We start from the raw sequence: 20,293 nt of genomic DNA, 5'->3' as shown, positions 1-20,293 counted from the left end.
CGCGCCATGACGCGTGCGCGGTTCCGGCTGGGCATCGACTTCGGCACGTCCACGACGATCGCGGTGCTGCGGCGCCCGGAGGGCCGGGTCCAGCAGCTGCTGTTCGACGGCTCGCCGCTGCTGTCCTCCGCGGTCCTGCTCGGCCCCGACGGGCGCCTGCACACCGGCCGCGACGCCGCGCACCTGGCCCGCAGCGCCCCCGAGCGGCTCGAGCCCAACCCGAAGCGCCGCGTCGACGAGTCCAGCGTCCTGCTCGGTGACGCAGAGGTCGACGTCCGGGAGCTGATCGCCGCCGTCCTGCGCCGCGTCGCCACCGAGGCGGCCCGGGTCGCCGGGCCCGTCGACACCGTCACCCTGACCCACCCCGCGGACTGGGGCAGCGGGCGGCGTGCCCTGCTCGTGGAGGCCGCGCGGCTGGCCGGGTTCGCCGACGTCGCCCTGGTACCGGAGCCCGTCGCCGCCGCCACGTACCTCGCCGCCACGCAGGACGTGCCCGCCGGCGCCTGCGTCGTGGTGTACGACCTGGGCGCCGGCACCTGCGACGTGACGCTGCTGCGCCGCCACGCCGGCGGCTTCGAACCGGTCGCCTCCGCCGGGCTCAACGACCTCGGCGGCCTGGACGTCGACGCGGTGATCGTCGGGTTCCTGCAGGCGACGTACGGCACGCTGTGGACCGACGCCACCACCCGCCGGCAGCTGTGGGACGACGTGCGCACCGCGAAGGAGATGCTGTCGCGGGCCAGCGGCACCGTCGTCATGGTCCCCGCGCTGGGCAAGGAGGTGCCGCTCGGCCGGGAGCAGCTGGAAGGGCTGATGCGGCCGGTGCTGCGGCCGAGCATCGCGATGACCCGGGCGCTTCTGGCCGACGCCGGCGTCCTGCGGGCCGAGATCGCCGGGCTGTTCCTCGTCGGCGGGTCCAGCCGGATCCCGCTCGTCGCGACGATGCTGCACGAGTCGCTGGGGATCGCGCCGGTCGTCGCCGAGCAGCCGGAGCTGGTGGTCGCCGAGGGCGCGCTGGCCGCCGCGCCGGCTTCCGGAGCCGACCAGCTGACGTCGGCGTCGCAGATCGACCTTGGCCGGCGGGTGGCGGCCGACCCGCATCCGTTCCTGGCGGCCGACCCGTTCCAGACAGGCGCCGCCGCCACAGCCACAGCCTTAGCCGCTGCCACAGCTCGGTCCTCGACCGCCTCGCCGGATCCGTCCGCCGCACCGCCGCCACCACCGTCGCCGTCGCGGTCCCGGCGCAGGACACGGAACCGGCTGCTCGCCGCCGCTGCGATCCTCGTCGTGCTCGCCGGCGGCGGCATCCTGCTGTCCCAGCTCCCCGACGACGGTGGTGAGCAGTCCGACGAGGGCAGCCAGCCGACCCTCGAGGCGGTCCCCTACGACCTCGCGAAGGTTCCCGCCGATCTCTGCGCCGCCATCGACCTGAAGCCGTTCGCCACCCTGTACGAGCGGGAGGCCGAACCACCGCGACCGGCCCGCAACCTGACCGCGTCCGGCGGCGAGGCCTCGTGCAACATCGTGCGCCTGCACGGCGAGGAGCGGGCCGTGTTCGGCGTCGGCATCAGGGTCACCCCGACGAAGGCCGCGGCCGCCGCCGACTACAAGGTGATGATCGGCAACGACGCGGCGCTCAACGACAACCCGGTCCAGCCGGCGGACCTCGGCGAGGAGGCGGTCCTCTTCACCGGGAAGGGCTCCACGGCGCAGCTGTCGGTGCGCATCGGCGTCCGGGACGGCAACCTGACCTGGCAGATGGTGCTCACCGTCGACCGCCGGGACCGGGCCGGCTGGACCGCCGCGCAGCAACAGCAGCTCCGGGACCGGCTCGTCGAGGTCACCCGGGCGGCCCTGCCGAAGGTCACCGCCGACCTCCGTTAGAGCGCGGCGTTCACGATCTGGATGTCGTCGATGTATCCGCGGAACGTGCCGGTGCCGCCGGGCTGGTCGTAGCCGACGCGCAGCTGGTCGACCGTGCCGCCGGCCAGGGCGCCGAGGCTGACCTGGACCAGGTTCCACTGGTTGACCACCAGCCGGTGCCCCTCGCCCTGGAACTGCGGGTGGGCCCTGACCCCGAACTGGTCGGCGGCCCCCGAGTCCCGCAGCGAACGGCCGTCGGTGAGGGCGAGGTCGATGGCGACGTACGTACCGTTGGCGGACTGGGGATAGATCCAGTAGGTCAGCGTCGTGCCGGCGGTCAGCGCGAGATGGACGTCGAACACCCTGTTGTACGAGTAGGAGCCGCTCGCGCTGGTGTCATTGCCGGAGTACATGAGGGCGTACGTCCCGCCGTGGGCGACCTCGGCCCGGCGGCCGGTCTCCATCGAGGCGAGGCCGCAGCAGTACCCGGTGACGTTGCGCGCGGACTGCACCGTGTCGACCCACGTGAGCGGCGGGGCGGCCGCGCCGAAGTCCGTGCGGAACAGCGGCCACGCCCGGCCCGCGCCGAGCATCGGCTGCAGCGCCGAATACCAGACGTCGGCGAGCTTGGCGTAGCCGCCGTCCGTCGGGTGGATGCGGTCCGTCCCGATGTCGGCGAGGGTCAGGTTGGCGTGGAAGTCGGCGAGGCGGACCTTCTTGCCGGCCGCCGCCCTGGCCTGCACGACGGCGGGCAGCTGCGCGTTGAACGCGCGGACCCGGCTCTCCACGGTCGCGTCCGGGCTGGGCACGAGCGTCGACACGACCACGGTCGCGGCCGGGGCGGCGCGCAGGATCTGGTCGACGAGTGCGCCGATCCGCGCCGGCGCGCCGGGCAGGTCGTAGTTCTGCAGCATGTCGTTGGTGCCGACGTTGAGCAGCACCACGTCGGGGCGCGCGGCGGCCACCCAGGCGTCGGCGCCGGCCGCGATCCCGTCAATGCGGTAGCCGGGGTGGCCTTCGTTGTCGTTGTCCGCCGCCGTGCCGGAGCGCTGCGAGCCGACCAGGTCGACCGCGACGCCGGCGTCGTCGACGAGGTGCCTGCGCAGCGCCTCACGGTAGCCGTTGCCGTCCGTGGAGCTGGTGCCCCACGTGATCGACGCGCCCAGCGGCAGGATCCGCACGGGTGTCGCGGCCCGCGCCACGGCGGGGAGGACGGCGGTCATGGTCGCGGCGGCCACCATGACCGTCACGATGCGGGTGTACGAGCGCACGCAGGCTCCTTGCTCGGGCTGGCTGGCGGACCGGACCGGCGAACTGCGTACAGCTAAAGGCATCGATGCTTGTGTGTCAACGTTGTCATCGGCGCGCGTTCCCTGCGCTCCGGTGCGCGCTTCCGGCGCGCGTTCCCGGCGCCGGGCTCGCTCAGGCGGGGGTGAGCCAGGCCCGGATGCCGTCGAACGCGCCTGGACCGTAGTCGCCGGTGACGCCCCGGGCGAGATCGGCGATCGTGACCCCGCGCAGGGCTTCGCGCCACGCCTCGTCGGCGGCGGCCATCGCCCGGCTGATCGCGCACGGCGCCGTGCAGGCCTCCGCCGGCGTGGCGAGGGGCCCCCGCTGGCGGATCTCCGTGCACACGAACGCCGGCTGCTCCCCGTCGACCGCCACCACCACGTCCAGGACGGTGATGTCCTGTGGGCGGCGGGTCAGCGCGTATCCCCCGGCGTGACCCTGCACCGAGTGCACCAGGCCCGCACGGGACAGGCTCTGCAGCTGCTTGGCCAGATAACTGCCGGACACGTCGTGCAGCTCGGCCAGGCGCGCGGCGGGCACGGGCGCCGGCGCCGCGGTGAGCACCACGCAGCAGTGCAACGCCCACTCCACCCCGCCCGACATCTTCACCCACCCATCCTACTTGACTCGGACATGAGGTGTCCGGGTATGGTCATGGCGTGTCCCGGACAAAAATTGTCCGAGTTGATTCTCTCAGAGGAGCGGTCATGAAGTTCGTCGTCATCGGCGGAAGCGGCCTCATCGGCGGCAAGCTCGTCCACCTGCTGCGCACCGCCGGCCACGAGGCCGTCCCGGCGTCCCCGGCGACCGGTGTCAACACGATCACGGGCGAGGGCCTCGCCGACGTGCTCTCGGGTGCGCAGGTCGTCGTCGACGTGGCGAACTCGCCGTCGTTCGAGGACGCCGCCGTGCTGGAGTTCTTCCAGACCTCGGCCGGCAACCTGCTCGCCGCCGCCCGCGCCGCCGGCGTGGCACACGTCGTCGCCCTGTCCGTGGTCGGCGCCGACCGCCTGCCCGACAGCGGCTACCTGCGGGCCAAGGTGGCCCAGGAGGCCGCCGTCACCACCGGCGGGGTGCCGTTCACGATCGTGCGGGCCACCCAGTTCTACGAGTTCTCCCACGCCATCGCCCAGGCCGCCACCGACGGCGACACGCTGCGGCTGTCGCCCGCCCTGTTCCAGCCGGTCGCCGCCGACGACGTCGCCGCGACCCTCGCCGATGTCGCCCAGGCACCCCCGCTCAACGGCATGGTCGAGCTCGCCGGCCCCGAGCCCGTCCGCATGGACGAGCACATCCGCCGCTTCCTGGCCGCCCACGAGGGCACCGAGCCGATCCAGGACGTCACGACGGACCCGCACGCCCGCTACTTCGGCACCGAACTCGACGACACGTCCCTGACCCCCGCGCCCGGCGCCCGCCTCGGCACGATCCACTTCGTCGACTGGCTGGGCAAGCACTGACCCGGCGAGGGTCAGCGGTGTTCGTCGAGGGCGGACCGGGGCCGGACGAGGCCGGCATCGTAGGCGGCGATGACGGCCTGCACCCGGTCCCGGACGGCAAGCTTGGTCAGCACCCGGCTGACGTGGGTCTTGATGGTCTCCGTCCCGACGAACAGCCGCCCGGCGATCTCCGTGTTCGACAGCCCTTCCGCAACCAGCGCCAGAATCTCCGTCTCCCGCGGCGTGAGCGTGGCAAGCCGGCTGGGCGCGCCGCCCCCCGGAGCGCGCCGGCGGACGAACTCGTCGATGAGCCGCCGCGTCACCGCAGGCGCCAGCAACGCCTCGCCACCCGCAACCACCCGGACCGCATCGAACAACCGCTCGGCGGTCATGTCCTTCAACAGAAACCCACTGGCCCCCGCATCCAGCGCCGCGTAGACAAGCTCATCCAGGTCGAACGTCGTCAGCATCACGATCCGCGGCGCCCCCTCCCCCGCCGCGGCAAGAATCCGCCGGGTCGCCTCGATGCCGTCCATGACCGGCATCCGCACATCCATGAGCACCAGGTCCGGCCGCTGCTCACGACACACCGCGACCGCCGCCGCCCCGTCCGCAGCACTCCCCACGACCCGAAAATCCCCCTGCGTGGCAAGCAACGCGGCAAACCCCGCCCGCACCACCTCCTGATCGTCCACCACGACGATCCGCACCGCCGCCGCAGTCACCGGCCCACCCCCGCCGCTGCGGCGGGCACGCCGGCGGCGGCATCGACGACGGTGGCGGTGGGTGGGGGTTGGGGGATGGGGAGCGTGGCGTCGACGAGGAAGCCACCCATGGGGCGGGGGGCGGTGCGCAGGGTGCCGCCGGCCATGGCGACGCGCTCGCGCATGCCCAGCAGGCCGTGGCCGGGCGGCGGCACGGGCCGTGACGTGGCGGGCGTCGTGGTGGTGGGGACGGCGGCGGGAGTGGGTCGGCGCGGGGAACGTCGCAGCCAGGTCCGCGGGCGCAACGGCTCGCCGGCCGGGCCGAAGGAGCCGAAGAGACCGAGGGAGCCTGCGAGGCCGGGCGGATCGGGCCGCGTGGACAGGACCGGTGGGCGGGACGGGCCGGTGTCGCGAATCGTGACGTGCAGGGTGTCAGGGGTGTAGCGCAGGTCGACCTCGACCGGGGCGCCCGGGGCGTGGCGGCGGGCGTTGGTGAGGGCCTCCTGCACGACGCGGTACGCCGTCAGCTCCACCCCCGGCGCGAGCCGGCGCACCGGGCCGCGGACGAGCAGGCGGACGGCCGAGCCGCTGGTGGCGCGGGACGCGTCGTCGACGAGGGCGATGAGCCGGTCGAGGCCCGGCTGCGGCGGGGCGGGGGCAGGTGCAAGAGCGGGAGCGGGAGTGTCCTCGCGCAGGACGCCCAGGAGGCGGCGCATCTCGGTCAGTGACTGGCGGGCCGTGTCGCCGATCGTGCGGAGGCGGGCGGCGCCGTCCGGGGGCATGCCGGGGACGGTGAGGCGGGCGGTCTCGGCCTGCACGGAGATGGAGGTGATGTGATGGGCGACGATGTCGTGCAGCTCGCGGGCGATGCGGGCGCGCTCGCGGCGCTCGGCGTAGGCGTGCAGGGTGCCGGCGTGGGCGCCGGCGGCGGCGGTGCGGGCGGCGGTCTCGGCGCGGGAGCGGCGGCGGGCGCCGGCGGTGAGGGCGGCGGCACCGGTGGCCAGCAGCAGGAGGCCGAGCTGGCGGGCGGCGGGCAGCGGGGTGCCGAGCGTGACCGGCCCGAGGGCCGTGACGCCGCCGGTGGCGGCCGGGCCGATCGCATACGCGACCAGCGCGGTCGCGAACAGCAGCGCGGTGCGGACCGGCGCCAGCAGGCCGACGAAGAACAGGGCCGCGGGCAAAGTGAGCAGCGCGGCGACCGGCGGCCGGGACCCGCTCAGGAGCATCAGCAGGACCGCGGCGGTGACGGTCGCCGCGGAAGCCACAGGGCGGCGGCGGGCCACGGCGAGCGGCAGCGTGGCGCACAGCGCAAGAACCGGGTCGGCCGGTGGGCGGAGCACCACCTCGAGCAGCCCGCAGGCACCGGCCGCCGCGGCCGCGGCGGTGTGCAGGTGGCGGTGCTTCATACCGCAGGATTATCGACCAGGTGCGGCGGCGGGCAGTCCCCCGCGCGGGGGAGATCGACCGGGGACGACGGCGCATCACGGACGGTGACGGGGGCACCGAAACGCGTGATGATTGGCTACCGTGAATAGGTGACTACCGCGCCCAGCACGCAGATGTTCACGCAGGACTTCTGGGACGACCCGCACCCGGTCTACGCCGCGATGCGCGAGCAGGCACCGGTGCACCGGCTGCAGCTGCCGACGGGCGTGGAGATGTGGCTGGTCACCAGGTATGCCGACGCCAGGACGGCGCTGGGTGACCCGCGGCTGTCCAAGCAGGGCGGCGCCACCCAGAACGCGGCGACGCTCGCGCCGCTGACCAGGCACCTGCTCGCCAACGACCCGCCGGATCACACCAGGCTGCGGCGGCTGGTGGCGAAGGCGTTCACGGCGCGGCGGGTGGAGCAGCTGCGGGGGCGGGTGGAGCAGCTCAGCGCGGCCCTGATCACCGCCATGCGGACCGCGCAGCGCGCCGACGTCATCGACGACTACGCGGTGCAGCTGCCGATCCAGGTCATCTGCGAGCTGCTCGGCATCCCGCAGGAGGACCAGGCCGAGTTCCGGCGCTGGACCGGCATCCTGGTCGCGGGCTCCGTCGACCGCTCCGGCGTCCCGGCCGCCGCCGCGCAGTTCCTCGCCTACCTGCGGGCACTCATCGCCGCCAAGCGCGCCGACCCCGCCGACGACCTGCTCAGCGGGTTGATCGCGACCACCGACGAGGGCGACCGCCTCGACGAGGACGAGCTCACGTCGATGGTGTTCCTGCTGCTCCTGGCCGGGCACGAGACCACGGTCAACCTCATCGGCAACGGCATGTGGACCCTGCTGACCCGCCCCGACGAGCACCGGCGGCTGCTGGAGGACCCGTCGCTGATCCCGGCCGCGGTCGAGGAGTTCCTGCGCCTGGAGTCCCCCGTGGAGACCGCGACGTTCCGGGTGGCGATGGAGCCCGTCACGTACGGTGGCATTACCATCCCGGCGGGCGGCTACGTCGCCATCTCGCTGCTCAGTGCCGACCGCGACCCGGCGCGCTTCCCGGACCCGGCCTCGGTCGACCTGGAGCGCCCCGACAACCAGCACCTGGCGTTCGGGCACGGCATCCACTACTGCCTGGGTGCTCCGCTGGCCCGTCTGGAGGCGCAGATCGCGTTCCGTGACCTGCTCGCCGCGTTCCCGAGGATGCGCCTCGCGGTCCCGCCGTCCGAGCTGATCTGGCGCCCCGGCGTCCTCATCCACGGCACCACGACGCTGCCGGTGCACCTGGGCTGAGGGGCACGGGTGGCCGGACGGGCCGGCCACCCGTACACATCGTTAGGGCAGGACCCAGCGCTGGTTGGCGCCGGCGAAGCAGTCCCAGATCTGCAGCCGGGTGCCGTCGGTGGAGACGTTGCCGGTCACGTCGAGGCACTTGTTCGAGGCGGGGTTGCGCAGGGTGCCGTTGGACTGGGCCTGCCAGACCTGTGCGCCCGAGCCGTTGCAGTCCCACAGCTGGATCTTCGAGCCGTTGGCGGTGCCGGCGCTGGTGACGTCCATGCACTTGCCCAGGGCGCGCAGCGTGCTGTCCGACGCGACCGTCCAGGTCTGGGCGGTTGTCCCGTTGCAGGTGTACAGCTGGACCGCGGTCCCGTTGGCCGACGAGGCGGCGGCCACGTCGACGCACTTGCCGGCCAGGCCGGTGATGCGGCCGGTGCGGCCGGCCGGGCCGGTCGTCGGCGTGGTGCCACCGGTCGCGGTCGTGTAGATCGCGCTGACCAGCGAGTTGGCACCGGTGGCGTCCTGGGACAGCTCCCAGTTCATGATGCCGCCGGCGTTGGCCATGGCCCAGGTGGTCTTGCGACGGATCGTCGGCAGGCCGTTGTAGCACTCCTGGACGCCGTTGATCGTGGTGCAGTCGCGGTTGGCGTTGGCCGGGTCGCGGGCCACCAGGTCCGCGTAGGTGTAGTAGCCGGGCCGCGAGTAGAACGGCACGCCGAGGACCGCCTTGGAGGCGGGCAGGCCGCGGCCCTTCCAGAAGTTGACCGCCGCGATGGACCAGTCATAGTTGGCGTGCGGGCTGCCACCGTCGTAGGCCATGATGTTGAGCCAGTCGACGTAGCCGAACACGGCCGGCTGGACGCCGTTGGCGGTGCCGCCCTCGGAGACGACGGCGGCGGTGAGCAGCTTGCCGCGGCTGTGCATGGCGGTGCTCAGCTGCGACATGAGCGCGGTGTAGTTGTTGCCGGACGTGCCCGGGTCCGGGTACTCCCAGTCGATGTCGACGCCGTCGAGGCCGTACTGGTTGACCAGGTTCACGAGGTTGTTGACGAACGCGGTCCGGGCGGTCGCGTTGCCGGCGAGGCCCTCGAAGCCTGAGTCGTTGCCGTCGTTCCATCCGCCGACGGCGATGGAGACCTTGACACCGGCGGCGTGGCCGAGGGACACGATCGACTGCAGCTTCGACGGGTTGTCGAGGCCCTGCAGGCTGCCGTTGCTGTTGGGCAGCACGAAGGCGTAGTTGATGTGGGTCAGCTTGCTGTACTGGATGCTGTTGGCGCTGCCGGCCCACGACGGCATGTAGCCGACGCTGCGGAAGCCGTTGGGCAGGACCGCGGCGTCCGCGGCGGGCTGGCTGGCCAGGGCGAAGACCCCGCCGACGGCGGCGGTGGCGAGGGCGACCGCCCCGGCGGCGAAGGCTGAGCGCCGGGCGCGATGGCGTCCGGGGCGGGCGGCCCCGGACTCCGGTGACGATGACGAGGAGGACAAGGGGTGCTCCTTCGGATGGTCGGCCGGCGGCGGACGGGCAGGGTGGGATGCCCGAGACCAAACGAGAAGCGGTGCCACCGGCGCGATGACAGGTGGCTGAAACGATAGGAAAGTTAACTATCGGATGTCAATCAAAGTCACGAAGAAAGTCGATACCAGCGGGTATTCATGAACTGAACTGTTGCAGGCCGACGACCGACAGCAGCGCGAGCTTCTCCGCCGCGTCGGTGCCCGGCTGCGGCGTCAGGACCAGCAGCATCTGCCGCAGGTCCGGGGTCACCAGGGTCTCGCAGTCGACGTCGATGGCCCCGACCTGCGCGTTGACGAACCGCTTGCGGTCCGAGCGGCGGACCTTGACCTCGTGCTCGCCCCACCGCGCCGCGAACTCGGGGCTCGCGGCCAGCAGCCGCCGCACCAGACCGTCGACGTCGGCGTCACCGTGCCGGCGGGCCGCGGTCGCCCGCAGGTCCGCCACCACGACGCGGCTGTGGTGCTCGGTGTCCTCCGCCGGGAACTTCGCGCGCCAGTCCGCGTCCATGAACCACCGCCACACGTGGAAGCGCAGGTCGCCCTTCAACCCGGTCTGGTCGCCCATCAGCAGCATCCCCATCCGGTTCTGCGCCAGGGTCTCCCCCAGGTCCGAGCCCACCAGGGCCGGCGTGTCACCGAGCAGGTCCAGCATCCGCAGCAGCCCCGGCCGCGCGTGCGTGACCCCACCGGCGGTGCGCGGCGGCTGCTGGCCCGCCAGGTGGAACAGGTGGTCGCGCTCGTCGCCGGTCAGCCGCAGCGCCCGCGCCAGGGCCGACAGCATCTGCACCGACGGCTGCGCGCTGCGGGCCTGCTCCAGGCGCACCACATAGTCGGTGGACATCCCGGCGAGCAGCGCGACCTCCTCGCGGCGCAGCCCGGCGGTGCGGCGCCGGGGCCCCTCGGCCAGGCCGACGTCGGCCGGGCGGATCGCGAGCCGGCGGCGGCGCAGGAAGTCGGCGAGGTCGTCACGTTGCATGCCCCCCATCGTGACCCTCCGGCCGCCGCCGCAGCCAGGGACCGCCGCTCCTACGAAGAGCGCTCCGTTGTCAGCGCGATGCGAGCGGCGGCAGGCTCGGAGGCGGAAGGCATTCGCCGTACACCGGGAGAAAACGCCATGAAGAGCAACATCGGGCTGGGCGCGATGGGAATGTCGGGCATATACGGCCCGTCGGACCGCGCGGAGAGCATCGCCACGATCCATGCCGCCGTCGACGCAGGAGTGACCCTCATCGACACCGGCGACTTCTACGGGATGGGCCACAACGAGCTGCTCATCCGCGACGCGCTGCGGCCGGGCGACCGTGACAAGGTCAAGCTGAGCGTGAAGTTCGGCGCGCTGCGCGGCCCCGACAACGCGTGGGGCGGCATGGACACGCGCCCCGCCGCGATCCGCAACTTCCTCGGATACACCCTCGTGCGCCTCGGCGTCGACCACATCGACGTGTACCGCCCGGCCCGGCTGGACCCCGCGGTGCCGGTCGAGGAGACCATCGGCGCCCTGTCCGACCTGGTCAAGGAGGGGTACATCCGCGAGATCGGGCTGTCGGAGGTCGGCTCCGACGTCATCCGCCGGGCACACGCCGTGCACCCGATCGCCGACCTGCAGATCGAGTATTCGCTGCTGTCGCGCGGGGTGGAGGACGACGTGCTGCCGACGCTGCGGGACCTGGGCATCGGGATGACGGCCTACGGGGTGCTGTCCCGCGGCCTGCTGTCCGGGCACTGGCGCGCGGACCGCGCGATGGCGCCCGGCGACTTCCGCGCGCACGGGCCGCGCTTCGCACCCGGCAACGTGCGGCACAACCTCGATTTGGTCGAGGCGCTGCGCAAGGTGGCCGACGCCCGCGGGGTCACGGTCGCGCAGCTGGCAATCGGGTGGGTCGCCGCGCAGGGCGCCGACATCGTGCCGCTGGTCGGCGCGCGGACCCGCGAACGGCTCGCGGAGGCCCTCACCCCGGTCGAGCTGACCGCCGGCGATCTCGCCGCGATCGAGGCCGCGGTGCCGGCGGACTCCGCCCTCGGCTCCCGGTATCCCGAACCGATGATGGCCCACCTCGGCTCGCGGTAAGCGACCTTCCTGCCGGATCGGGTAAGGTCCGGACCTCCGGTGCCGAACTGGTCATCGTGGGTCCCAACGTACGCCGGCTGTCGCGCCTGCTGCTGCCCGTCGCAGGCGCGCTCGCCGGTCTCGCCGCCGCGTTCCTGCTGATGCAGCTGATCACCACCGGGGCGTTCGAGCAGCTCGAGGCGCGCCAGGTCGCGCAGGACGCGGACCGGATCCGCATCGGGCTGAACTCCCAGGCGCAGCTGCTCACCGCCTTCGGCGCGACGAACGCGGTGTGGGACAACGCGTACAACGACATCGGCAACAGCGACAAGGACGGTTTCGCCGCCGACTTCCCGCCCGAGGCCCAGAGCTCCGCCAATGACATCGACGGCATGTTCGGCATCGGCGCGGACGGCACGCTCCGGGTCGGCGGGATGACGACCGACGTGCCGACCCACGGCACCCCGCCGCCGCAGCTGCGGGACCCGGCGGTGCTGCGCCAGCTGTTCGACCCGGCGGCCGAGGCCGGCGTGTCCCGGTGCGGCATCGTGTCGGCGGACGCGCCGTACCTGTTCTGCGGCGTCGGGGCGTTCCAGAGCAGCGGCGAGGGCGCCCCGTCCGGCGGGATGATCCTGCTCAAGCGCCTCGACGACGACCGCGTCGCGGACCTGGGCACCGCCCTGGACCTGCCGCTGCAGCTCGCCCAGCGGGCCCGCTCCGGCACCGACCCGCAGCCGACCCTGCACAGCGAGCTCGGCGACCTGCGCATCGGCACGAAGGTCCTCGGCGCCGATCACATCGCGGTCGAGGCCGTCATCGGCACGGTCAACGGCGGCAGCGTCGTGTTGGAGGTCGTCGCGGCCCGCCCGATCCGCGCCGCCGCCTCCACGACCGCGGTCAAGCTGTTCGTCTTCGTCACGGTCGCGACCGTGCTGCTCGTCATCGGCGTGCTGTACGGGGTACGGTCGGCGCTGCGCCGCCGGGTCGGCCCGCTGCGGCGCACCACCGAGCAGATCATCGCCTCCGGTGATCACCAGCTGCGCATCAACCCCTCGGGCACCGATGACATCGCCGTGCTCGGGCGCGCCGTCGACGCCATGCTCGACTCCCTCCAGGAGCAGGAACGCCGCCTGTCCGAGGAGCGCCTCGCCAAGGAGGCGCAGCTCATGACGACGAACGTGCGCCAGCAGCTGGCCGAGCAGACCGTCCGCCGCCGCGCCGGCGAGGTCATCGACGAGACCAGCGCGTCCGCCCTCGCCGAGCTGCGCATCGTCATGTCGGAGGCGGACGACGTCCTCGCCGCCGCCGACGCGATCGAGCAGCAGGCGACCGCCGCCGACCGGGTCACCCGTACCGTGGTCGACCGCGCCGCCGACGCCGACTCCGTCATCGACGCGGTCACCACCAGCCTCGGCCGCGTCGACGGCATCGCGAACCTCATCGCAGGCGTGGCCGGCCAGACGAACCTGCTCGCCCTCAACGCCACCATCGAGGCCGCCCGCGCCGGGGACGCCGGCCGCGGCTTCAGCGTCGTCGCCGGCGAGGTGAAGAACCTGGCCACGAAGACGAAGGACTCCACCGGCGAGATCACCAGCACCGTCGAGGCGCTCGGCGCCGACGCCTCCGCCATGGCCGGCGTCATCACCGACATGAGCCAGGGCGTCAACGCCGTCGGCGACGTCACCGCCCAGCTCACCGCGGTCGCCGCCCGCCAGCGCGCGTCGGTGGAGCAACTGGTCGGCGCGGTGCGCGCCGCGATCACCCGCATCGAGAGCCTGGCCCAGGTCACCGACCGCCTGGAACGCCGCCGCCACAACCGCGCCGCCGTCCAGGGCACCGTCCTGCTCTCCCAGGCCGCCACACAGGCCGAGGCGGACCTGCTCGACCTGAGCATCTCCGGCCTGCGCTGCGCGGCGAAGACCGGCTGGCGGCCCGCCCTGGAGTCGACCCTGGACCTGACACTGCTGCTCGGCGCCGAACGCATCCAGCTGCAGGGCCGCGCGGTCCGCCACCTGGACACCGACACCGCCGGCGAGGTCGGCATCGAGTTCGTCAGTCCGTCCCCGCAGACGGTCACCACGATCGCCCACTACATCACCACCCTCCTCGGCGAGGACTGACGCCCGTTCCCGCCGTCCCGCGCGCCTTCCACGGCGTGTACCGGACGTTCTCCGCCGCACCGACCGGCGGTGCTGTGCTGGGCGGCGCGGGGAACGTGGGGGCGGGCGAGGCAGCGGGTGGTTATGTGTCGGGGAGGGCGGCGAGGATGGCGGCGCGGGTGGGGCGGCGGTCGATCTCCATGAAGCGGCCAGGGCCGGCGAGAGGTTCGAAGCCGGAGCGGCGGTACACCTCGTGGGCGTCGCGGGTGGCGAGGAGGAAGCGTTGCAGGCCGGCGGCGGACAGGTCTTCGACGATGGTGTCGACGAGCCACTGGCCGAGGCCGCGGCCGCGGTGGGCGGTGGTCACGAAGACGTCGCAGATCCAGACGAAGGTGGCGCCGTCGGTGACGGCGCGGGCGAAGGCGACCTGCGTGTCGTCGTGCCAGACGGAGTACGGCAGGGAGCCCGCGATCGAGCGGGCCACGACGTCGTGGGCGCGGCCGGCGGCCCAGTAGGACTCCTCCGACAGCCAGCGGTGCACGAGGTCGACGTCGACCCGGGTGGGGTCCGTCGTGAGGACGTAGCCGGGGCGGGAACGGTCGGTCATCGGGAGTGCAGCCAGTGCAGGGCGTCGGTGGCGTGGCGCATGACGGTGATGTGACCCTCCGACGGGACGATCCGCGAGGTCGCGGCGGGCAGTTGGGCGGCGAGGCGGGTGGCGTGGACGCTGGGCACCATGCGGTCGGCGGCGCCGTGCATGAGCAGGACCGGGGCGGTGACGGCGGCGAGCGGGAAGCCCCACGGGCGCACGAAGGCCAGGTCGTCGTCGACCAGCGGGGCAGGACCGGAGGCGAGGGCGGCGGCCACGATCTCGCCGAACCAGGACCAGTCGGTCTCCAGAGCCTGCCAGTCGGCGGGGAGGAAGCCGATGTCGACATCGTCGTCGCGGGTCGCCGCGTGCCGCTCCTTCGCGGCGCGGCCGGCGACTGCGGCGCGCAGCGAGGCGACCCCTCCGTCGGCCATCCCGGCGAAATAGCCGTCGTTTTCGCCGGTGTACGGGCTCAGCGCCGACACGCTCACGGCTGCCGTGACCCGGTCGGGCAGGAGCGCGGCGCAGGCGAGGGCGTGCGGGCCGCCGCCTGAGTGGCCCATGACCGCGAACCGGTCGACGCCGAGCGCGTCGGCGACCGCCGCGGCGTCGGCGGCGGCCGAGGCGACGGTGCGGTCCGGACGCGGGGTCGAGCCGCCGTAGCCGGGGCGGTCGTAGGAGATCCAGCGGACGCCGAGCGGCTCGGACGCGGCGAACAGCGGCGACGGCGGCGCACCGGTGTTGGGCGTGCCGTGGTGCCAGAAGATCACGAGGTCGCCGCCGCCGGTGTCGTACGCGTGCAGCGTCCGCCCGTCGTCCAGCCGGACGTCGATCTCAGCCCCCATGCGTCCAGAGCCTATCTGCCCGTATTGAGGTGCGCGGCGACGGCGGCGGCGATCCGGGCCACATCCTGCGCCGATGGCAGGGCCGGTGCGGTGGCCGGCGTCGGGGCCGCGGCCGGGAGCAGGAGCAGCAGGTTGCGGGTGGCGAGGGCGAGCGCCGGCGGGTCGGGGCGGTCACCGGTCCACAGGGCGACGGCGGAGGCGACCCCGCTGGTCGCGGACGTCGCCCACATGTCGCCGGGCGTCCTGGCGTGCATCAGCGTGAGCTCGGTGCGCCAGCGTTCGACGTCGCCGCCGGGGCCGAACCTGCCGGGGTCCAACCCGCACAGCTCGGGCAGGGTACCGCCGGCGAACCGGGTCGCCGGCAGCGCCGCGGCCACGGCCGGGGTCTGCCGCACGACGGCAAGCACCCGGCTGCGCCCGGACACGCCCCGCCGAGCACGTCCAGCCACGCCGCAACCTCAGCGGCACCGGGAACGACCGCGCCGGGGAGCGTGACGTCGAAGCCGGCGGCGCGGGCCAGCTCGCCGAACTGCGCCAGCCGGGCCGCGCGGGGCGGTTGCCGGTTCGGCCGGTGGGCGCCCGGCAGCGAGCCGGTCGGCCCGTACTCGGCGTCGGCGAAGGCGCGCGCCGCCGCCCGGCGGTGCACGATCCTGCCCGCCTCGGGCACGGCGTGGACGAGCTGCCACGGCTCCAGGATGCTCGCCGGCGGCACGGTGATCACCGGTACCGGGATGGCGGGACGAACGCGGCGAACCGGGCGTCGGCGCGGCGGGCGCCGAACCACGCGTCGAAGGCTGCGGCGCAGGCCCGGATGGTGACCTGACGGGGCAAGGCGGCTTGCGCGTCGCATACCGGGTATGCATACTCCGTATCTATGTCCATCAAGTACGGCCTGCTGGCGCTGCTGCAGCGCGGCACGATGTACGGCTACCAGCTGCGGACCTCGTTCGAGGAGTCCACCGGCGGGACGTGGCCGTTGAACATCGGGCAGGTCTACACGACCTTGTCGCGGCTCGAACGCGACGACCTGGTGCGGTCGCTGCCGGAGCACGACGGGGGGCAGCGGCCGTACGAGATCACCGACGCGGGTCGCGCCGAGCTCGCCGCGTGGTTCGCGACGCCGATCGGCCGCGGCGACCGTCCCCGCGACGAGCTGGCGATCAAGCTGGCCCTCGCGCTGACGACGCCGGGCGTCGACGTGCCCCGCATCATCCAGGCGCAGCGGACCGCGACGATGCGGATGCTGCAGGAGTACACCCGCATGAAGCAGCGCACGGCGAACCCGGCCGACCTGTCATGGCGGCTCGTGCTCGAATCCATGATTTTCCAGGCGGAGGCCGAGGTGCGGTGGCTGGACCACTGCGAGGCCAGCCTGGCCCGGCACGCCCCGCTGCCGACTCCTCCCCCGGCGCCGGCGCCCGTCGCGGACAGGGACGACGACAAGGAGAAGACGGCATGAGCGGGCCGCAGCGAAGCGGAGGTGGCGGCATGAGCGTGCTGGAGCTGCGGGGTGTGCACCGCACCCACGGGCGTGGCGAGGCGACCGTCCTGGCGCTGCGCGGCGTGTCGCTGACCGTCCGGCCGGGTGAGCTGGTCGCGGTCATGGGGCCCTCCGGGTCCGGCAAGTCGACGCTGCTCAACCTCGCCGGCGGGCTCGACGCGCCGAGCGAGGGCGAGGTCGCCGTCGAGGGCACCGTCCTGCGGGGCCTGGGCCGCAAGGCGCTCGCCGCCCTGCGCCGGCGCAGGATCGGCTACGTGTTCCAGGATCTCAACCTGCTGCCGAGCCTCACCGCGGCCGAGAACATCGCGCTGCCGCTCGAGCTCGACGGCGTCGGCGTGCGGAAGGCCCGGCGGGCCGCGCTGACGTCCCTTGCCGAGGTCGAGCTCGAGGGGTACGCCCAGCGCTTCCCCGACGAGATGTCCGGTGGCCAGCAGCAGCGGGTCGCGATCGCCCGGGCGCTGGTCGGGCAGCGGCGGCTGATCCTCGCCGACGAGCCGACCGGCGCGCTGGACTCGCAGACGGGTGAGGCGGTCCTGCGGCTGCTGCGCGCCAAGGTCGACGCCGGCGCGGCCGGGGTGCTCGTCACCCATGAGGCCAGGCACGCGGCGTGGGCCGACCGGGTGGTGTTCCTGCGCGACGGCGTGGTCGTGGACACCTCCGGCCCCCTCGCCGAGCCGGAGCATCTGCTGGACGGGGCCGCCTCGTGAGCGGGCCGGAGCGCAGCGCAGGAGCCGCGAACCAGGATTGCAGCGAGGTGGCGGCGTGAGGGGCTGGCTGGTCTCGCTGCGCATCGCACGGCGGGAGGCGCGCCGGGCCAAGGGCCGCACCACGCTGGTGCTGTCGCTGATCCTGCTGCCGGTGCTGGGACTGTCGTTCGCGGCAGTCATGTACGACATGTTCACGCTGACCAGGACCGAGACGCTGGACCGCGAGCTGGGCCGGTTCGAGGCGTCGGCGCACTGGCCGTTCTCCGGCGCGATCACCCAGGACGCCGACGGCTACGGCACGATGAGCGCCGGCAACCACGAGCCCGGGACGCCGAGCGCCGAGGGCCTGCTGGCGCTGCTGCCGGCCGGCTCCCGCGTGGCGCTGGTCGACGAGCGGGAGATCCGGCTGCAGGGCGCGACCGGCGAGCAGACGCTCCGCGCGCACCAGTTCGACCTCGCCGACCCCGCGTACCGGGGGAAGGTCTCGGTCCTGCACGGCAGGGCACCCGCGTCGACCGGCGAGGTCGCCCTGAACGCGGCGGCGATGGAGCTGCTCGGCGTCAAGGCCGGCGGCACCGTCAAGCTGCCCGGGCAGGACCAGGGGCAGGGCGAGCTGCGGGTCGTCGCGGAGATGGAGTTCCCCGACGACCTCAAGCCCCTCGCCGTGGTGCGCCCCGGCACCCTGAGCGTGGACCCGGCCGGGCAGAGCACCAGCTGGCTGATCGACGCGCCGGGCCCGGTCACCTGGGAGCAGGTGCGGGCCATGAACCAGCACGGCGTGGTCGTGCGGTCCCGGGCGGTCGTGCTCGACCCGCCCCCGGACGCGCTGACCTGGCCGTCCAGCGACGGCCGCGCCTTCGGGCTCGGCATCCTCGTGTTCGGCCTCGGCGTGCTGGAGGTCGTGCTCCTCGCCGGCCCGGCGTTCGCGGTCGGCGCCCGCCGGCGGCGCCGCGAGCTGGCGCTCGTCGCGGCCAACGGCGGCACCCCGGCGCAGCTGCGCCGCATCGTCCTGGCCGACGGGGTCCTGCTCGGCATCGTCGCCGCGGTCGCCGGCACCGCCGCCGCGATCGCGGTGGCGTTCGCGCTGCGGGGCGTGTTCGAGGACAACGTCGCCCACGCCCGGGCCGGCGGCTACCGGGTCTTCCCCTCGCGCTGCTCGGCATCGCCGGACTCGCGCTCATCGCCGGGGTCGGCGCGGCCCTCGTCCCGGCGTTCGCGGCGGCCCGCACCGACGTGGTCGCCGCCCTCGCCGGGCGGCGCAACCGGACCGGGCCCGGCCGCCGCTGGCTGATCGTCGGGCTGTGCACCCTCGGCGCCGGCGGGGCCGCCGCGGCCTACGGCATCGTCGCGGTCGACTCGACCGTCGTCATGGGCGGCCTCGTCCTGGCCGAGCTGGGCCTGGTCGTGTGCACGCCGACGCTGGTCGGGCTGATCGCCCGGCTCGGCGGGGGGCTGCCGCTCGCCCCTCGCATCGCGGTGCGGGACCTGGCCCGCAACCGGTCCTCGACCGCGCCGGCGATCTCCGCGGTGATGGCCGCGGTCCTCGGCGCCGTCACGATCGGCGTGTACTTCGCCAGCGACGTCCAGCGGCAGCGCGACATGCAGGTCGCGGCCCTGCCGGAAGGATACGCGGAGATCACCCGCGGCGTGGGCCGCAACGGCGAACGGGCCGACCCGCTGCCGACCTCGCGGCTGGTCGAGGCGGCGACGTCGACCCTGCCGGTGGCCCGGACCGTCGAGCTGCGGGCGGCGACCTGCCCTCCGGCGGCGCCCGGCGCGGCACCGGCGACGGGACCCGTGTACTGCTGGCTGACACCCCTGCGGCCCGCGCACCGGCGCTGCCCGTACCGGCCGGGTGAGGCCACGAAGGAGGAGCAGCGCAAGGCGGCCCGCGACCCGCGCTGCCACGAGAACAGCTACATGATGAGCGGGGGCGGCAACGCGACCACGATCGTCGACGACGGCTCGACGTTCGGGGTGATCTCCGGCGCCCACGGCGACGACCTCGCCCGCGCCGAGGCGACCCTGCGGGCCGGCGGCGCCGTCGTGGCCGACCCGGCCCTGGTCGAGGACGGCAGGATCATCATCGCCGCGCCCACCCCGGACGACCCCGACGGCGTCAACCACACCGCCACCGTCCCCGGCTACGTCACCACGACGGCCGTGTCGCGGATCTTCGTCGCGTTCTCGCCGCAGGCCGTCGCCGAGGCCGGGCTCGCGGTCGAGCTCAGGGGCGTCGTCGTGGCGACCAGCCGGATCCCGACCAGGGCCGAGATGGGCGCCTTCAACGCCGCCTCCGAGGCGCTCGGGAACAACTACCACGGGGCCGTGGCCCTGCCGTACCGGCCGAGCGCCACCGTCAACCTCGTCGTCCTGGCGATCGTCGCGGCCGTCATCGCCCTCGGCGCGGCCGGCATCGCGACGGGTCTCGCCGCCGTCGACAGCCGGCCGGACCTGGCGACCCTCGGCGCGGTCGGCGCGTCACCCGGCGTGCGCCGCCGGCTGACGCTGAGCCAGGCGGGGGTGATCGCGGGGCTGGGCTCGCTGCTGGGCGCCGCCGCGGGGATCGGCGCCGGGTGGGCGGTGCTCGCCGCCCTCAACCGCGAGACGCTGAGCGTGTGGCCGAGCGACGTGACGTACCCGCTGTCGATCCCGTGGCCGAACGTGGTCGTGGCGGTGCTGGTCGTGCCGGTCGTGGCGATGCTGGGCACGGCGCTGTTCACCAGGGCCCGGCTCCCCATCGAACGACGGGCCTGAGCTCCTGGGGGTCACGGCGTCGCGGTAGGATGTCCCGCAAGTCCGAATAGGGAGATCCCGTGACTTCCGACGAAGAGCCCGAGACGTCCGAGCTGCAGGACGAGGGCGGCGCCAGCACCAGCGGCTCCGGTGCGTTGATCCTCTTCGGGGTGATCGGCGTGCTGGTGATCGTCGGCTTCCTGTACTCGACGATGACGCGCTGAACAACCGCCACTCAGACGATCAGTGGGCGCCC

Annotated in this window: 19 protein-coding genes; 10 read left to right on the top strand and 9 right to left on the bottom strand. The window is 73.8% G+C overall.

Annotated features, from left to right (window positions below):
• The first annotated feature begins 6 nt into the window (after window positions 1-6).
• Complete coding sequence (locus OHA72_RS31745; protein ID WP_326999701.1) at window positions 7-1,884, top strand: Hsp70 family protein; 1,878 nt, start codon at window positions 7-9, stop codon at window positions 1,882-1,884.
• Here the strand turns inward: OHA72_RS31745 and OHA72_RS31740 are convergent.
• Together OHA72_RS31740 and OHA72_RS31735 are read right to left on the bottom strand one after the other, a co-directional pair.
• Entirely contained in the window at window positions 1,881-3,134 is a 1,254-nt protein-coding gene (locus OHA72_RS31740) for an SGNH/GDSL hydrolase family protein (protein WP_326999700.1), read from the bottom strand. The genes OHA72_RS31745 and OHA72_RS31740 overlap by 4 nt on opposite strands.
• A gap of 151 nt (window positions 3,135-3,285) precedes the next feature.
• Window positions 3,286-3,756 (bottom strand): RrF2 family transcriptional regulator, encoded by a 471-nt coding sequence (locus OHA72_RS31735; protein ID WP_327011711.1) that lies wholly within the window; start codon window positions 3,754-3,756, stop codon window positions 3,286-3,288.
• A 104-nt stretch (window positions 3,757-3,860) separates the two neighbouring features.
• On the opposite strand from OHA72_RS31735, the gene OHA72_RS31730 reads away from it, so the two are divergent.
• The gene (locus OHA72_RS31730) at window positions 3,861-4,613 is read left to right on the top strand and encodes an SDR family oxidoreductase (protein WP_326999699.1); all 753 of its coding nucleotides are present in this window, start codon (window positions 3,861-3,863) and stop codon (window positions 4,611-4,613) included.
• Between the two features lie 11 nt (window positions 4,614-4,624).
• Here OHA72_RS31730 and OHA72_RS31725 read toward each other — a convergent pair whose 3' ends face one another.
• A complete protein-coding gene (locus OHA72_RS31725; RefSeq protein WP_326999698.1) occupies window positions 4,625-5,317 on the bottom strand; it encodes a response regulator in 693 nt (230 codons plus the stop codon).
• Entirely contained in the window at window positions 5,314-6,702 is a 1,389-nt protein-coding gene (locus tag OHA72_RS31720) for a sensor histidine kinase (protein ID WP_326999697.1), read from the bottom strand. The genes OHA72_RS31725 and OHA72_RS31720 overlap by 4 nt, the downstream gene beginning before the upstream one ends.
• A 129-nt stretch (window positions 6,703-6,831) precedes the next feature.
• Here OHA72_RS31720 and OHA72_RS31715 point away from each other — a divergent pair, with 129 nt between their 5' ends.
• Window positions 6,832-8,010 carry a cytochrome P450 family protein gene (locus OHA72_RS31715; protein WP_326999696.1) on the top strand — a complete coding sequence of 393 codons (1,179 nt, stop codon included), beginning with the start codon at window positions 6,832-6,834 and terminating at the stop codon, window positions 8,008-8,010.
• Between the two features lie 42 nt (window positions 8,011-8,052).
• Here OHA72_RS31715 and OHA72_RS31710 read toward each other — a convergent pair whose 3' ends face one another.
• Together OHA72_RS31710 and OHA72_RS31705 are read right to left on the bottom strand one after the other, a co-directional pair.
• On the bottom strand, window positions 8,053-9,483 hold the full coding sequence (locus OHA72_RS31710) for a glycosyl hydrolase family 18 protein (protein ID WP_326999695.1): 1,431 nt from the start codon (window positions 9,481-9,483) through the stop codon (window positions 8,053-8,055).
• Window positions 9,484-9,649: 166 nt separating this feature from the next.
• A complete protein-coding gene (locus OHA72_RS31705; RefSeq protein WP_326999694.1) occupies window positions 9,650-10,489 on the bottom strand; it encodes a helix-turn-helix transcriptional regulator in 840 nt (279 codons plus the stop codon).
• Between the two features lie 138 nt (window positions 10,490-10,627).
• On the opposite strand from OHA72_RS31705, the gene OHA72_RS31700 reads away from it, so the two are divergent.
• Both OHA72_RS31700 and OHA72_RS31695 read left to right on the top strand, forming a co-directional pair.
• The gene (locus tag OHA72_RS31700) at window positions 10,628-11,581 is read left to right on the top strand and encodes an aldo/keto reductase (protein WP_326999693.1); all 954 of its coding nucleotides are present in this window, start codon (window positions 10,628-10,630) and stop codon (window positions 11,579-11,581) included.
• 56 nt (window positions 11,582-11,637) lie between these two features.
• Window positions 11,638-13,680: a methyl-accepting chemotaxis protein gene (locus tag OHA72_RS31695; RefSeq protein ID WP_326999692.1), complete on the top strand. Its 2,043-nt coding sequence runs from the start codon at window positions 11,638-11,640 to the stop codon at window positions 13,678-13,680.
• A 121-nt stretch (window positions 13,681-13,801) separates the two neighbouring features.
• On the opposite strand, the gene OHA72_RS31690 is transcribed toward OHA72_RS31695, so the two are convergent.
• From OHA72_RS31690 to OHA72_RS31680, 3 genes are read right to left on the bottom strand one after another with little or no spacing between them, the layout of a single operon-like run.
• The gene (locus tag OHA72_RS31690) at window positions 13,802-14,266 is read right to left on the bottom strand and encodes a GNAT family N-acetyltransferase (RefSeq protein ID WP_326999691.1); all 465 of its coding nucleotides are present in this window, start codon (window positions 14,264-14,266) and stop codon (window positions 13,802-13,804) included.
• Window positions 14,263-15,093: an alpha/beta fold hydrolase gene (locus OHA72_RS31685; RefSeq protein ID WP_326999690.1), complete on the bottom strand. Its 831-nt coding sequence runs from the start codon at window positions 15,091-15,093 to the stop codon at window positions 14,263-14,265. Before OHA72_RS31685 ends, OHA72_RS31690 begins: the two co-directional genes overlap by 4 nt.
• Before the next feature lie 11 nt (window positions 15,094-15,104).
• Window positions 15,105-15,542, bottom strand: a complete 438-nt coding sequence (locus tag OHA72_RS31680) for a hypothetical protein (protein WP_326999689.1) — start codon at window positions 15,540-15,542, stop codon at window positions 15,105-15,107.
• Window positions 15,543-15,967: 425 nt separating this feature from the next.
• Here OHA72_RS31680 and OHA72_RS31675 point away from each other — a divergent pair, with 425 nt between their 5' ends.
• From OHA72_RS31675 to OHA72_RS31655, 5 genes are read left to right on the top strand one after another with little or no spacing between them, the layout of a single operon-like run.
• Window positions 15,968-16,552: a PadR family transcriptional regulator gene (locus tag OHA72_RS31675; protein WP_326999688.1), complete on the top strand. Its 585-nt coding sequence runs from the start codon at window positions 15,968-15,970 to the stop codon at window positions 16,550-16,552.
• Window positions 16,553-16,581: 29 nt separating this feature from the next.
• Window positions 16,582-17,301: an ABC transporter ATP-binding protein gene (locus OHA72_RS31670; RefSeq protein WP_326999687.1), complete on the top strand. Its 720-nt coding sequence runs from the start codon at window positions 16,582-16,584 to the stop codon at window positions 17,299-17,301.
• Between the two features lie 55 nt (window positions 17,302-17,356).
• On the top strand, window positions 17,357-18,592 hold the full coding sequence (locus OHA72_RS31665; protein ID WP_326999686.1) for a hypothetical protein: 1,236 nt from the start codon (window positions 17,357-17,359) through the stop codon (window positions 18,590-18,592).
• Window positions 18,535-20,058, top strand: a complete 1,524-nt coding sequence (locus OHA72_RS31660) for an FtsX-like permease family protein (RefSeq protein WP_326999685.1) — start codon at window positions 18,535-18,537, stop codon at window positions 20,056-20,058. Before OHA72_RS31665 ends, OHA72_RS31660 begins: the two co-directional genes overlap by 58 nt.
• 59 nt (window positions 20,059-20,117) lie before the next feature.
• Window positions 20,118-20,261: a hypothetical protein gene (locus tag OHA72_RS31655; RefSeq protein ID WP_326999684.1), complete on the top strand. Its 144-nt coding sequence runs from the start codon at window positions 20,118-20,120 to the stop codon at window positions 20,259-20,261.
• Window positions 20,262-20,293 lie beyond the last annotated feature (32 nt).

It is taken from the genome of Dactylosporangium sp. NBC_01737, assembly GCF_035963215.1.
Classification (GTDB): domain Bacteria; phylum Actinomycetota; class Actinomycetes; order Mycobacteriales; family Micromonosporaceae; genus Dactylosporangium.
This window is presented reverse-complemented; position numbering and strand designations above follow the sequence as displayed.